This is a genomic window from Gordonia namibiensis NBRC 108229, from assembly GCF_000298235.1.
Lineage (GTDB): Bacteria > Actinomycetota > Actinomycetes > Mycobacteriales > Mycobacteriaceae > Gordonia > Gordonia namibiensis.
In genome coordinates this window covers 51033-64864 of sequence record NZ_BAHE01000001.1, presented here as the reverse complement: position 1 = coordinate 64864, position 13832 = coordinate 51033, and the positions used below count along the sequence as shown (strand labels likewise).

At 66.7% G+C, this 13832-nt stretch carries 12 protein-coding genes; 1 reads left to right on the top strand and 11 read right to left on the bottom strand.

Annotated features, from left to right (window positions below):
* Nucleotides 1-172 precede the first annotated feature (172 nt).
* From GONAM_RS00285 to GONAM_RS00250, 8 genes are all read right to left on the bottom strand, one after another.
* Nucleotides 173-1588, bottom strand: coding sequence for a cytochrome P450 (locus GONAM_RS00285; RefSeq protein ID WP_174310805.1), 1416 nt, complete (start codon nucleotides 1586-1588; stop codon nucleotides 173-175).
* 100 nt (nucleotides 1589-1688) lie between these two features.
* Nucleotides 1689-2966, bottom strand: coding sequence for a glycosyltransferase 87 family protein (locus GONAM_RS00280; protein WP_006864758.1), 1278 nt, complete (start codon nucleotides 2964-2966; stop codon nucleotides 1689-1691).
* A gap of 92 nt (nucleotides 2967-3058) precedes the next feature.
* A complete protein-coding gene (locus GONAM_RS00275) occupies nucleotides 3059-3499 on the bottom strand; it encodes a globin domain-containing protein (protein WP_006864757.1) in 441 nt (146 codons plus the stop codon).
* A gap of 148 nt (nucleotides 3500-3647) precedes the next feature.
* A complete protein-coding gene (locus GONAM_RS00270; RefSeq protein ID WP_006864756.1) occupies nucleotides 3648-6059 on the bottom strand; it encodes an ATP-binding cassette domain-containing protein in 2412 nt (803 codons plus the stop codon).
* 170 nt (nucleotides 6060-6229) lie between these two features.
* Nucleotides 6230-6640, bottom strand: a complete 411-nt coding sequence (locus tag GONAM_RS00265; protein ID WP_040534840.1) for a VOC family protein — start codon at nucleotides 6638-6640, stop codon at nucleotides 6230-6232.
* 20 nt (nucleotides 6641-6660) lie between these two features.
* Complete coding sequence (locus GONAM_RS00260; RefSeq protein WP_040534837.1) at nucleotides 6661-7092, bottom strand: helix-turn-helix transcriptional regulator; 432 nt, start codon at nucleotides 7090-7092, stop codon at nucleotides 6661-6663.
* Between the two features lie 219 nt (nucleotides 7093-7311).
* Nucleotides 7312-9012, bottom strand: a complete 1701-nt coding sequence (locus GONAM_RS00255; RefSeq protein WP_051992415.1) for a phospho-sugar mutase — start codon at nucleotides 9010-9012, stop codon at nucleotides 7312-7314.
* Nucleotides 8991-10220 carry a glucose-1-phosphate adenylyltransferase family protein gene (locus GONAM_RS00250; protein ID WP_040534834.1) on the bottom strand — a complete coding sequence of 410 codons (1230 nt, stop codon included), beginning with the start codon at nucleotides 10218-10220 and terminating at the stop codon, nucleotides 8991-8993. The genes GONAM_RS00255 and GONAM_RS00250 overlap by 22 nt, the downstream gene beginning before the upstream one ends.
* A gap of 68 nt (nucleotides 10221-10288) precedes the next feature.
* Here GONAM_RS00250 and GONAM_RS00245 point away from each other — a divergent pair, with 68 nt between their 5' ends.
* On the top strand, nucleotides 10289-11404 hold the full coding sequence (locus GONAM_RS00245; protein WP_006864751.1) for an NAD(P)/FAD-dependent oxidoreductase: 1116 nt from the start codon (nucleotides 10289-10291) through the stop codon (nucleotides 11402-11404).
* Between the two features lie 113 nt (nucleotides 11405-11517).
* Here GONAM_RS00245 and GONAM_RS00240 read toward each other — a convergent pair whose 3' ends face one another.
* The 3 genes from GONAM_RS00240 to GONAM_RS00230 form a co-directional block, all read right to left on the bottom strand.
* Nucleotides 11518-12489: an oxygenase MpaB family protein gene (locus GONAM_RS00240; protein WP_006864750.1), complete on the bottom strand. Its 972-nt coding sequence runs from the start codon at nucleotides 12487-12489 to the stop codon at nucleotides 11518-11520.
* 274 nt (nucleotides 12490-12763) lie between these two features.
* On the bottom strand, nucleotides 12764-13495 hold the full coding sequence (locus GONAM_RS00235) for a VOC family protein (RefSeq protein ID WP_006864749.1): 732 nt from the start codon (nucleotides 13493-13495) through the stop codon (nucleotides 12764-12766).
* A complete protein-coding gene (locus GONAM_RS00230) occupies nucleotides 13492-13821 on the bottom strand; it encodes a hypothetical protein (protein WP_006864748.1) in 330 nt (109 codons plus the stop codon). Before GONAM_RS00230 ends, GONAM_RS00235 begins: the two co-directional genes overlap by 4 nt.
* Nucleotides 13822-13832 lie beyond the last annotated feature (11 nt).

The window sequence follows — 13832 nt, the reverse complement described above, 5'->3', positions numbered from 1 at the left end:
GATACGGCTCGTCGCAAGCTCCTCGCCTACTCAACCAGCTGAACGACGGGGCGTCGCAGGCTCCTCGCCTACTCAACCAGCTGAACGGCGCGGCATCGCAGGCTCCTCGCCTACTCAACCAGCTGAACGGCGGGGCATCGCAGCTCCTCGCCTACTCAACCAGCAGCAGCAATTACAGTGCGCGGTGCCGGATGTCGATCGGGAGGCCGTCGGCGGGGGTGGGTCCGGTGCCGTAGGTGAGTTCGGGTTTGTAGCCGGCCGGGACGGTCCACTCGAAGCGCTGCAGCATCTGGTGCAGGATCGACTTCACTTCCATGCCACCGAAGTACAGGCCGATGCACTTGTGTGCGCCGCCGCCGAACGGGGCCCAGGCGAAGCGGTGGACCTTGTCCTCGCGGCGCTCGGCCGAGAAGCGTTCGGGGTCGAAGTGGGTGGGGTTCGGCCACCATTCCTTGCGCAGCATCGTCGCCCACGGATGGATGGCCAGCAGGGTGCCCTTCGGGATGTAGTGGCCGCAGATCTCGGTGTCCTCGATGGCCATGCGGAACAGCATGCCGACGGGGGCGTTAAGGCGCAGGGTCTCCTTGAAGGCGAGTTCCATGCTGGGGAGCTTGTCGACGTCGTCGTAGTCGATGGTCGGCTTGTTGAGCGCCAGCGACTCTTCACGCAGACGCTGCTGCCACTCCGGATGGCGGCCGAGGAAGTAGGTCAGCATCGACAACGCGATGGTGGACGTGTCGTGGGCGGCCATCATCACGAAGATCATGTGGTTGACGATGTCCTCGTCGCTGAAGCTCTCCCCCTCGTCGCTCTCGCTGTTACAGAGAACGGTGAACAGGTCGTCGGCGTCGCTGCCGCGTCGGAGCGGGATCTCGGAACGGAAGTACTCCTGGAGAACCTCACGCCCGCGGAGACCCTGTGCCCAGGTCCAGTTGCCGACGTCCTTGCGGACCATGGCCTGACCACCGCGGACCGCGGCCTCGAAGGCCTTCTCGAGGCGGTGTGCCTCGGCTTCGCTCACGTGCGCACCCATGAAGACCTCGGTGGCGAGCGAGAGCGTCAGGTCCTTGGTGTTGGAGTACATGTGGAAGCCCTTGCCCACCTGCCAGTTGGCGAGGGTCTTCTCGATGTGCGGGGTCATGATGTCCAGGTAGCCGTTGAGGCGGGGCCGGCTGAAGGCCTGCTGCATGATGCGGCGGTGCTGCATGTGCTCGTCGAAGTCCATGAGCATGACGCCACGACGGAAGAACGGGCCGATCATCGGCTCCCAGCCGAGCTCGCTGGAGAACGCCTTCTTGCGGTTCATCCAGACGGCCTCGATGGCGTCGGGACCGACGAGGGTCACCATGTTCATGCCGAGGGCACCCGACCAGGACACCTGGCCGTACCGCTCGAAGCGGTCCATCGCCGACTGCAGCGGGTCCGCGAGGGCTTGGAGGGTGTTGCCCAGGTACGGAAGACCGGGATCGCCCATGACCGGCTTGAGGCCGGAACCAGCAGGTGGCTCGGCCAGCGGACGCTCTTTGCTCGGGTACATGCTGCTCACCTTGCCGAGCGCGGTTTGCATCTGCTTCTTCCGACTAGCCATGTCCTTGCCACTCCCCGTTGATCCGATGTGCCTTAGGTCACTATGCACCATTGGAACGGAATTTGACAGATGTTTCAAGAGGCGAGTCGTCGTCGGTCTCTCAACTCCCCCGGTTGGTCGCGGTCTCGACGGCGGCCTTCGAGGCAAGGCGTGGTGCGAGCACGCCGAGGTAGACGATCACGACCAGTCCCCAGATCAGGTACGACGACCCGACGATGTGCTGCCACCAGGCCCACGCCAGCTCGGCGTCGTAGCGCTGCGGGACGTGCTGGTGCGGGGCGTAGGCGAAGATGACCAGTCCGGTGCCGACCAGCCACCACCAGATCTTCGACGCCCCGGCGCGTGCGGCCAGCGCGATCAACACCAGGAGCAGCGGCACGATCCAGACCCAGCTGTGATCCCAGGCGACCGGTGAGCAGAACAGCCAGGCGAAGGCGACGGTCATCACGGCGGCGACCTCGATCGTCTCGTCGCGCCCGTTCTCAGACGCCTCCGACGCGGACAGCAAACGCCACGCCGACCATGCGATGAGCAGTCCGATGACGAGGGCCACGCCGAACCAGACGAGTTCGGATTCGATGCCGAGGCGTGCCACCTCCCCCTTGACCGACTGGTTGTTGGCGAATTGCGGACTACCGATGCGCTCGGTGTCGAACAGGGTGGACGTCCAGTAGGTGACGGAGTCGTCGGCCGCCAGGAGATATCCGATGCCGGCATAGGCGACGGCCGACACCGCGCCGACGACGAGCGCACGCCAGTCGCGTCGAAGGAAGAACAGCAGCAGGAAGACCGCCGGGGTGAGCTTGATCGAGATCGCCAGACCGACCAGCAGGCCCCGCCACCAGCGTCGGCGACCGAGCAGGGCGTCGACGATGACGAGGGTCATCAGGACGATGTTGATCTGGCCGAAGTTCAGGGTGTCGCGAACCGGTTCGAGCCACAGGCCGACGGTGGTCGCGGCGGTCGCGAGCCACCAGAGGTCCGACGACGGGCGATCGGTTAGGTGCGCCATCACGATCCGGCAGACCAGCAGCAGACAGGCGATGGTCGCGGCGGTGAAGAGCGCTTGTCCCAGGCCGAGCGGGACGACCGTGAAGACGGAGAACAGGGCCGCAGCGAGCGGTGGATAGGTGAACGGCAGATAGGAGCCGCCGCCGAGCGTCGGGAGGATGCCGTAGAGGTCGCCGCCGTCGAGGAAGACGCGGCCGCCCATGCGGTAGACGTCGAAGTCGATGCGGTAGGGCGCCGGCGGATGGTTCGGGAGGACGAAGATCGCGACCGCCGCACTGAGGAGGAAGACGACGAGCGTCAGCCTTCGTGCCCAGGCCGAACGGAGATAGCGATCGATCACCGACCGGGGAATGTCCACAACTGTCACGAGCCCTCTCTTCCGAGCGGGATCGTATCGCGGCGGACGGGAGCGTCAGCGGGGGCGGCGGTGACCCCGCTGAGGGCTCATATGCAGGGAACTCAGGCCGCGCCGGATTCCTCGGCGGCGGTTTCCGAGGTGGCTTCGTCGGGGTAGCCGTCGAGCATGATCGTGGCGACCGCGCCCAGCGCCTCCTCCCACGCCGCGGTCATCGCCGGCGTCCACGACTCGCCGCCGATCTCGCTCATGGCGGCGATCATGCATTCGGCGACCGCGTTGTACATCGGCCGGGTGACGCCCAGGCTCGCGTGACGCTTGCCGAGGGCGTGCAGATTGGTGGTCAGCCACTCCGCGTCCTCGAGATGATCGAGGACCGAGACCACCGCGATGCGCAGCATCTCGGCCTGAACACGGGTGTCGCGCTGGAACATCGGCTTCACGGCGGGATAGCGCTCGAAGAGGATGTCGTAGAACCGGACGGTGAGACCGGAATCGGGTAGGTCGACGAGGGTCAGACTTTCTTCCAATAGTTGTTTGTCCATGCGAAGACTCTCCGGGCGCGGCGTTGCGTGCGGAATGTCGTGCCGCAAGGGCTGGGTAACGGTGATCTCACACGGGCTGTGCGAGCGTGTGAGAAGTAGGGATATAGCTCGAAACCGCGGTGAGCGCGGTTTCGAGCTATAAAACGGATCAGGCGCCGACGTACTCCGCCAGATGCTGCCCGGTCAGCGTCGAACGATCGGCGACGATGTCCGCCGGCGTTCCCTCGAAGACGATCCGACCGCCGTCGTGGCCGGCGCCCGGGCCCAGGTCGATGATCCAGTCCGCGTGCGCCATGACCGCCTGGTGATGCTCGATGATGATCACCGACTTACCCGAGTCGACGAGTCGGTCCAGCAGTCCGAGAAGTTGTTCCACGTCGGCGAGGTGCAGGCCGGTCGTGGGCTCGTCGAGGATGTAGACGTCACCCTTCTCCCCCATGTGCGTCGCCAGCTTCAGGCGCTGGCGTTCGCCGCCGGACAGCGTCGTCAGCGGCTGACCGACCTTGATGTAGCCGAGGCCGACGTCGACCATGCGATGCAGGATCTTGTGCGCGGCAGGCAGTTTCGCGTCGCCGTCGGAGAAAAAGGCCTCCGCCTGCGCCACCGACATCTCGAGGACCTCGCTGATGTTGCGCCCACCGAGGGTGTATTCGAGCACCTCCGCCTGAAAACGCTTGCCCTCGCACACCTCGCATGGGGCCGCAACCCCGGCCATCATCGCCAGGTCGGAGTACACGACGCCGGCACCGTTACAGTTCGGGCAGGCGCCCTCCGAGTTGGCGCTGAACAGAGCAGGCTTGACCCCGTTGGCTTTGGCGAAGGCCTTGCGGATCGGTTCGAGTAGACCGGTGTACGTGGCCGGGTTGGAGCGTCGGGAACCCTTGATCGCGGTCTGATCGATCGACACCACCCCGTCGGCCTTGGCGACCGACGAGTTGATCAGGGAGCTCTTGCCCGACCCGGCGACACCGGTCAGCACGACGAGGACGCCGAGCGGGATGTCGACGTCGACGTTCTGCAGGTTGTGCATGTTCGCCCCGCGGACCTCGAGCGCGCCGCTGGGCGTGCGGACATCTTCCTTGACGGACGCGCGGTCGTCGAGGTGACGACCGGTCAGGGTGTCGGCGGAGCGCAGTTCTTCGACCGTGCCCTCGAAGACGATCTCGCCGCCGTCGGTGCCGGCACGCGGACCGAGGTCGACGACGCGGTCGGCGATGGCGATGACCTCGGGCTTGTGCTCGACGACCAGCACTGTGTTCCCCTTGTCCCGCAGCGCGCAGAGGAGGTCGTTCATCCGCTGGATGTCGTGCGGATGCAGGCCGATCGACGGCTCGTCGAACACGTAGGTGACGTCGGTGAGCGACGATCCGAGGTGTCGGATCAGCTTGGTGCGCTGGGCTTCACCGCCGGACAGGGTGCCGGCCGGGCGGTCGAGGGACAGGTAGCCGAGACCGATGTCGACGAAGGCGTCGAGATGTTCGCGGAGCGATTTGATCAGCGGCGCAGCCGACGGTTCGTCGAGTTCGGCGACCCACTGGGCCAGATCGCTGATCTGCATCGAGCAGGCGTCGGCGATGGAGATGCCGTTGATCTTCGACGACCGGGCCTCGGCGGTGAGTCGGGTGCCCTCGCAGTCAGGGCAGGTCTGGAAGGTGATGGCGCGGTCGACGAAGGCGCGGATGTGCGGCTGCATCGCCTCGCGGTCCTTGCTCAGCATCGACTTCTGGATCTTGGGGATCAGACCCTCGAAGGTGACGTTGATGCCATCGACCTTGATCCGTGTCGGCTCCTTGTAGAGCAGGTCGTTGAGCTGCTTCTTGGTGTACTTGGCGATCGGCTTGTCGGGGTCGAAGAAGCCGCAGCCGCGATAGATCCGCCCGTACCAGCCGTCCATGGTGTAGCCGGGGATCGTCAGCGCGCCCTCGTTGAGCGACTTGGACGCGTCGTAGAGCGCGGTGCGGTCGAAGTCGGAGACCTCGCCGCGCCCCTCACACCGCGGACACATGCCGCCGGTGATCGAGAAGCTGCGGCGCTCCTTGATCTCCTGGCCGCCCTTCTTGACGGTGACCGCGCCCGCACCACTGATCGACGCCACGTTGAACGAGAACGCCTGCGGCGAACCGATATGCGGTTTACCCAAGCGACTGAACAGGATTCGCAGCATCGCGTTCGCGTCGGTGGCGGTGCCGACCGTCGACCGCACGTTGGCGCCCATACGTTCCTGATCGACGATGATCGCCGTCGTGAGACCTTCGAGGACGTCGACGTCGGGCCGGGCCATGGACGGCATGAAGCCCTGCACGAACGCGCTGTAGGTCTCGTTGATGAGGCGCTGGGATTCGGCGGCGATCGTGCTGAAGACCAGCGAGCTCTTCCCGGAACCCGACACTCCGGTGAACACCGTGAGCCGACGTTTGGGCAGCTCGACGTCGACGTTCTTGAGGTTGTTCTCGCGGGCCCCGTGCACCCGGATGCGGTCGTGGGTGTCGGCGGGATGGGTGTCGTACTCGGCGACCGGGGCGGATCGGGGCGTCGACTTCGTGCGCGAGGCAGGGCTCATCGTGTCTCCATCACGGCGGCGCGTCTCGGAGCGCAGCCATCGTCGTGTTCGGGCAGGATTTCTGTGGTCGAACTGGTCTGACTCGATCCAACCAGGAGAGTCATCGGTGATTCGGCAACTTCCCCGTCGAGCGCTTCGGGTGGCGGCAATCGACCGGCGCCGCACACCTTTCAGGCCGCCTGGTCGATGCGGATCAGGTTGCCGGCAGGGTCGCGCACCGCGGCGTCGCGGACACCGTAGGGCTGGTCCATCGGCTCCTGGACGATGTCGACGCCGCTGGCCTGGAGCTTTTCGAACAGGCCGTCGAGGTCCTCGGTGGCCAGGGTGAGCGCGCCGTAGCTGCCCTTGGCGATCAGCTCGAGGATGGTCTGGCGTTCGGCATCGGTGATGCCCGGTTCGGCGGCCGGCGGGTACAGCACGATCGACGTGCCCTGCTGATTCGGCGGGCCGACCGTCAGCCACCGCATGCCCTCGTAGCCGACGTCCTTGCGGACCTCGAACCCGAGGATGTCGCGGTAGAAGCCGAGGGCCGCTTCGCCATCGGTGTGCGGGAGGAATGCGTACTGGATGCTGATGTTCATGGATGTCAGGCTAGGCATCCTCACCCCCGCTGTGCTTCTCGATTCCTGATCGGTCTGGTGATGTTCTTGGCCATGCACGCCGGGATCCCGTCAGTGGCGTCGGCGGACTGCTCGCGATAGACGGTTGGTGGCACCCCGACCAGTTCGGTGAATCGTGTGCTGAACGTGCCGAGCGACTGGCAGCCGACCTCGAAGCACACCTCGGTGACGCTGAGGTCGCCTCTGCGCAACAGGGTCATCGCCCGCTCGATGCGGCGGGTCATCAGGTACGAGTACGGCGACTCGCCATAGGTCTGGCGGAACTTCCGGCTCAGATGGCCGGCCGACATGTTGACGCCCCGCGCGAGAGCTTCGACATCGAGCGGCTGCGCGTACTCACGGTCGATCCGGTCACGGACCTGGCGAAGCAGGGTCAGGTCACGCAAACGCTGATGGGAATCAGAACGGGCCACGGGGTTGATCGTAGGCTCCGGATTCGGCTGTGGGCCGCTATCGGGGACGGTCACCAGGTCTTCGTGGCTCGTCGACTTCGATACGCTCCTTCGTCGCTACTCAGCTCGGCGGCTTGCGCTCCTCGCACCTCGGATAGCGAGGTTGGGGCTATCGGGGTCGGGTCACCAGGTCTTCGAGGCTCGTCGCTAACGCTCCTCGCACCTCAGACAGCGAGACGGTCAGCTACCCAACAACGTTTCGACGTCCGCGCTGATCGCTTCCAGTCGTTCGGCGGCACTGTCGTGCGGGACCTCGCCGTCCGCACAATCGAGGACGACCTCCAGGTAGCACTTCAGCTTCGGTTCGGTTCCCGACGGCCGCACGATGACCCGGTCGTCGGCGGCCGTGCGCAGCACGAGTGCATCGGTGGGCGGAAGGTCGGCGGAACCCGCGGCGAGGTCGAGGACCTCGACGACTTCGGAACCGGCCAGTGCGTCGACCTCGGTGGTGCGCAACCGGGACATCATCTGTCCGATCTCGGCGAGGTCGTCGACGCGGATCGTCAGTGGAGCCGTTGCGTGGAGGCCGTGGCGTCGTGCGAGGTCGTCGAGCAGATCGGCGAGTGTGCGGCCATCAGTTGCAAGTTCTTCGACGAGGCTGATGACGCGGACCATCGCGGAGATCCCGTCCTTGTCGCGCACGGCCTCCGGGTCGGTGCAGTACCCGATGGCCTCCTCGTAGCCGAACCGTAGATCCGGTGTCCGGGCGATCCATTTGAAGCCGGTGAGGGTCGCGGCGAACCGCAGACCATGATGGGCGGCGATCTTGCCCAGCATTCGGCTCGACACGATCGAGCAGGCCAGCGTGTCGCCGCTGCGGTCGTTGTCGCGGGCGGCCTGTTCGCCCAGCAGCCAGCCGATCTCGTCGCCGGTGAGCTGCCGCCAGCCGTCGCGGGTGGGGGTGGCCACCGAACAGCGGTCGGCGTCCGGGTCGAGGGCGATCACCACATGCGCGTCGACGTCGCGGGCGAGGTCGAGCGCGCGGTCGAGGGCGCCGGGTTCCTCCGGGTTCGGGAAGGCGACGGTCGGGAAATCCGGGTCGGGAGAGAACTGTTCGTCGACGACGTGGACGTCGGTGACACCCGCGGCGTTCAGCACGGACAGTGCCGTCGCACCGCCCACCCCGTGCATCGGGGTCAGGACGACGCGCACCGGGCTCGGGTCGGTGCCGGGTCGGAGTCCGGCGGCTCGGGCGATGTAGGCGTCGACCGTTGCACCATTGAGGGCCATGACGGAGGTTGCGTCGCGGTCGATCTCGTCGGCCGGCGGTGCGGCGTCGATGAAGGCCGCAATCTGTTCGTCGGCGGGCGGGACGATCTGGACGCCACGACCGGCGGCGTCGGTGGCGCGGCCACCGAGGTACACCTTGTAGCCGTTGTCGGCGGGCGGATTGTGCGATGCGGTGATCATCACCCCGGCGTCGCAGTCGAGCGCGCGGGTTGCGTAGGCGGTCACCGGTGTCGGCAGCTGACGTGGAAGCGTCAGGACGGTGAGGCCCTGTGCGGCAAGGACTTCAGCGGTGGCATCGAGGAAGGCATCGGAACCGTACCGGGCGTCGCAGCCGACGACGACGCGCGCGTCGGGTCCGACGGTGTCGACGAGGCGCCGGCCGAGGCCGTACGTGGCGCGGGCGACGACCGCGACGTTCATACGGGTCTCCCCCGCCCCGACCTCGCCGCGCAGTCCTGCGGTTCCGAAGGTCAGTGGGCCGTGGAATCGGGAGTCGAGGTCGGCGGCGGCCGCAGCATCTCCGGCTTCGGCCGCCTCGATGAGGCGGGTGAGTTCGGCGCGGGTCGCCGGATCCGGGTCGTGGTCTCGCCAGGTACGCGCGGTCTCGATCACCCGCGCGACGCTATCAGTCAGCGAATGCGACGGTGACATTCGACGCGGTCGCCGAGAGGCACCTTGGCCCCCCGCTGGATCTGGGTGTCCATCCCGATGAGGGTGATCTTCTCGGTCGGCACCGGCCGGGTTCGGGGATGGCCACCGATCGTGGCCCGCGGCCCCACCCGGACACGTTCATCGAGGATCGACCAGGCGACGGTCGCGCCGGCGCCGATGACGGTGTCACCGAAGATGACCGAGTCGACGACGGTGGCCCCCTTCTCGACGACGACGCCCGGTCCGAGGACGCTTCGTCGAACGGTTCCGCGCACGTGGGCGCCGCTGCTGACGAGGCTGTCCTCGACGACGGCCCCGGCTTCGATACGGGCTGCGGCGCGTTGCGGCTGATTCGTCAGGACCGGTCGCTCGGCGCGGAAGACGTCGATCTTGCCGTCGATCAGGTCTCGGTGGGCTTGCAGGTAGGTCTCCGGGCGCCCGGCGTCGATCCAGTATCCCTGCATCGCGTGCGCGACCGTCTTTCCGCGGTCGATGAACCAGGGCACGAGGTGTTCCCCGAAGTCGCCAAGGCCCGTGTCGTCCTCGGCCGCACCGACCGTCGTCTCGCTCGCCAGGTTTTCGAGTCCTTCGATGAGCACCTGCGGGTTGTAGATGAAGATCTCGGTGGCGATCGTGCGAGTGGTCGCCCGGTCGGGTTTGTAGCGGAACTCGCGGACGGTGCCGTCGCGACGCGAGGTGACGGTGGCGTGCTGGGACGCCTCCTCCAGCGAACAGGTCGTGGTGACGATGGTGCATTCGGCGCCGCGGTTGCGGTGGGTGTCGAGCGCGTCCCGGAAGTCGAAGTCGTAGACGTGGTCGGCGCTCATGACGATCACCTCGGCCGGACCGTGTTCGGCGATGCGGTCGCGGATCCGGTAGAGCAGGTCGGCGTTGCCGGTGGCGAAACCGTCCTCGGTCTCCGGCGCGTCGGTCTGCTCGGGCATGACGATCCGCAGCCCGCCGCTGGTGCGGTCGAGGTCCCAGGGGCGCCCACCGGCGACCAATTGGGTCAACGTCTCCGCCTCGTACTGGACACAGAGCCAGACGTCATCGACGTGACTGTGGTGCAGGTTGGACAGCGGGAAGTCGATGAGCTGATAGTTCCCCGCGAACGGCAACGCCGGTTTGGCCCGCCGATCGGTCAGCACCTCCATCCGGGAACCACGCCCACCGGCCTGCACGATCGCGAGAACATCAGAGTGCCGCATCAGCCCAGTGTGCCCGAGAACGTGACCCGTACCGAGATGATTGATCCGCGACGAGAAGGGAGAACCCGGTGGAACGGACCGATTGCCTGGTGGTGGGCGGTGGCATCGTGGGGCTGGCCGTGGCCCGCGCGCTGGCGTCGACCGGGCGCGAGGTCATCGTCCTCGAGGCCGCCGACGCGGTCGGTACGCAGACCACCTCGCGGAGTTCGGAGGTCATCCACGCCGGTATCTACTATCCCGAAGGCAGCCTGAAAGCTCGGTTGTGCGTGCAGGGACGCAAGCTCCTCACCCGATACTGCGACGAGCACGGCGTCTCCTGGCGTCGCCCCGGAAAGCTGATCGTGGCCGCCGACGACGCCCAGACGGACCGTCTTGACGCCCTGCTACGGCACGGGCTCACGAACGGTGTCGACGACCTGCGACGGATCGACAGCGTCGAACTCCATGAGTTGGAGCCGGATGTGCACGGCGTGGCTGCGCTGCTGTCACCGTCGACCGGGATCGTCGACGTCGACGGGGTGGTCAGCACGCTGCGACGCGATCTCGAGTCCTCCGGTGGCGCAGTGGCGTTGCGCAGCAGGGTGATCGGCGGGCGCGTCGACGGTGGTGGAGTCACGGTCGACACCGCTGAGGGTGGCTCGGCGTCGGCGCGTGTTCTTGTGAACTGCGCCGGATTGGGCGCGTGGGACGTTGCCCGCTCCCTGGACGGGTTCAACGCTCCGATCCCGCCGCGACACCTGGCGAAGGGCAACTACTTCGGATTGTCCGGTGCCCGAGCACCATTCGAGCACCTGGTCTACCCGGTGCCGGTCGATGGCGGACTCGGCGTGCACTTCACCATGGACCTCGTCGGCGCGGCACGGTTCGGGCCCGACGTGGAGTGGCTGGACGGTGGGTCCGACGGTGGGGAGCTCGACTACTCAGTCGACGAGACACGACTGTCCGACTTCGAGACCTCGATCCGCCGCTACTGGCCCGGGTTGCCCTCGGGGACGCTGACTCCCGCATACGCAGGCATCCGACCGAAGACCAGCGGACCAGGCGAAGCGGGCACCGACTTCGTCATCCACGGGCCGGCCACACACGGCGTCGCCGGGCTGGTCAACCTGTTCGGCATCGAATCGCCGGGGATCACCTCGTGCCTGGCGATCGGTGAGTATGTGGTCGGGTTGTTGGGTGAATAGCGCGGGTAGAGAGCTGGTTTCGATACAGCTCGTCGCTAGCGCTCCTCACCTACTCAACCAGCAGACGGACAGCTCGCCGCCAGCGCTCCTCACCTGATCAACCAACGAGATGGTCACTTGGCGGCGTATTTGTAAGCGGCGCTCTGCTTCTCGCGCTTCTTCATGGCCCGGATCGCGTCGTGGTGGCGACGGGCGTGGTAGGCCAGCGGGAAGTAGGTCGCACGCTCGGGCAGGGTGCGGTAGGCGAACCGCAGGCGGCGGTGGATCTTCTCGAGGTGGCGCTGCTCCTCGTCGGTCCACGTCAGGCCGAGGATCTCGCGCACGCGCGGGTCCATGACACCGACGGTGGTGAGGTAGTTGAAGTCCTGGAACGGGACCGACGCGGCGGCGGCGACCTTCTTCACGGCCGGGCGCAGCACTTTGGGAACGGTCTTCGGCACCGGCGGGGCGGCGCGCATCTGCTCGATGAGCTCGATCGCCACTGGATGGCGGGTCAGTTTGTTCTCGATGAAGTCGTCGAAGTACTCGTCGAACTCCTCGAGGGTCTCGGGGTATCCCTTCATCGGGACCTGCACGATCTTGGCGATGCGACGGTTGTCGCGCAGCAGCTCTTTGCGCTCTTCGAGCGTGAACTCACGGCCGAGGACGAGCGGCGCGGCGGTGGTCATCGTCGGAAACGCGGTCGCGATGACCCATGCGTAAGCCTCGGGGTTGAGCGCGCTGATGTGCTTACCGTCGGCGTTGCGCATCTGCAGCGGCTGATGCAGCTTACGCAGGCGGTGTCCCTCGGCGATGGCTTCCTGACCGCCGTAGGTCCAGCGCAGCACCGAGTCGGCGGACCGGATCGCGCGCCCGACCGGATCCGTACGGAACACCGAGTACTTGCCGACGACATCGCCGATCACCGGGTGCATCACCTGCATCACGAACGCCGCGCCGTTGATCGGCAGGAACGTGTAGAGACCGGTGAGCTGCGCGGTGAGCGAATCGGGCGGGATCAGCTCGATCTCGTCGTCGCGGTGGTTGATGAGGCGGTCGGTGTCCTCGGGATCGGCGGTCGTCGGTTCGTCGTGTACCGCGGTCATGATGCCCCCAACATGGCTTTCGAAAGCTATTTCGACAACATTTGTAGTCAGATTACCGCAGGAGCTGTTGGAAACCCAGGTTTCGATACGGCTCGTCGCTGCGCTCCTCGCCTACTCAACCGGCGGGGAGGCACGACCGACCGGCGAGAAGGCAGATCACAACCGGCGGCGAGGCACGACCGACCGGCGAGAAGGCAGATCACAACCGGCGGCGAGGCACGACCGATCGGCGTGAAGGCAGATCACAACCAACCGGGAGGCAGGGTTTTCCTGCTCAGGCAGGGCCGATGATGACCGTGCGGGTGCCGAGAGCCCGCTCGCGGACGGTGAAGATGCGGGTGCCCTTCTTGCGGCCGGTGCGGATCTCGCTGAGGTCCAGGCCCGCCGAGGACAGACGCGCGTGGGTCGCCTCGACGTCGGCGGACCGCCAGGCGACACCCCACAGCGAGGTCGCGGCAGGTGTCGGCGGTTCGGGCGAGGTCACCGCGGTGACGACCTCGATGATGAGGTCGCCGGCCCGGAAGAACAGTTGCCGTGCGTTGTCGCCGATCGGCTGGTCGAGGCGGAAGTCCAAGCCGAAGACGCCACCGAACAGCGCGACCGCCTGATCGCGGTTGTCGCAGGTGAAAACGAGGTGGTCCATCCCGGTCACATCGCCGGCATGCGCCGACTCCCCCACGGCCTCGCGGGCGGCGACACCGAGTGGCGTGGACTCCCCGATCACCCCGACAGTCGACTCGACGACCGGGAAGCCGCGTCGGGTCAGCAGCCGGTGCATCGCCGCGACGTCGTCGACCGCGAAGTACACGCGATGGCCGGCGTCCGCGTCACCCTCTTCGACGGGCGCCCGGCGCAACCGGAGCTCGGTGTTGCCGACCACCACCGACGAAGCGGCATCGGGCGCCCCGGATAAACCGAGAAGGGTCTCGTGCGTACGGGCGGCGAGTGCAGGGTCGGCGCAGGCGAGTTCGACGATCGCGGTCGGGAACGGAGTCGGCGGGATCACCGCTTCTTCTTACCCTTTCGCCGGCGCGGGGTGGGCGGGGCGGGTCGATACGTCAGCGGTGCCGAACTGGTGATGTGCCAGGCGCCGCACGTGCACTCGTAGTAGCGCAGAGACAGCGTTCCCAATGCTCGCCGCTTGATGCGATCGATGCCGTCGAGCGCGTCGGCCGGCGACGAGAAGGGAAGCTTGTCAGGTGTCGGACACTGTGCCGCCTCGATCCGGCGCTCCGGCCGTCGAGCGGGACGGGTGTGCATCAGCTCGTGGAAAGCCGTACGTGCCTCGATCTCGCGGTAGAACGATTCGAGATCGTCGTCGGAGAAGGGCACGGGTCGATTAT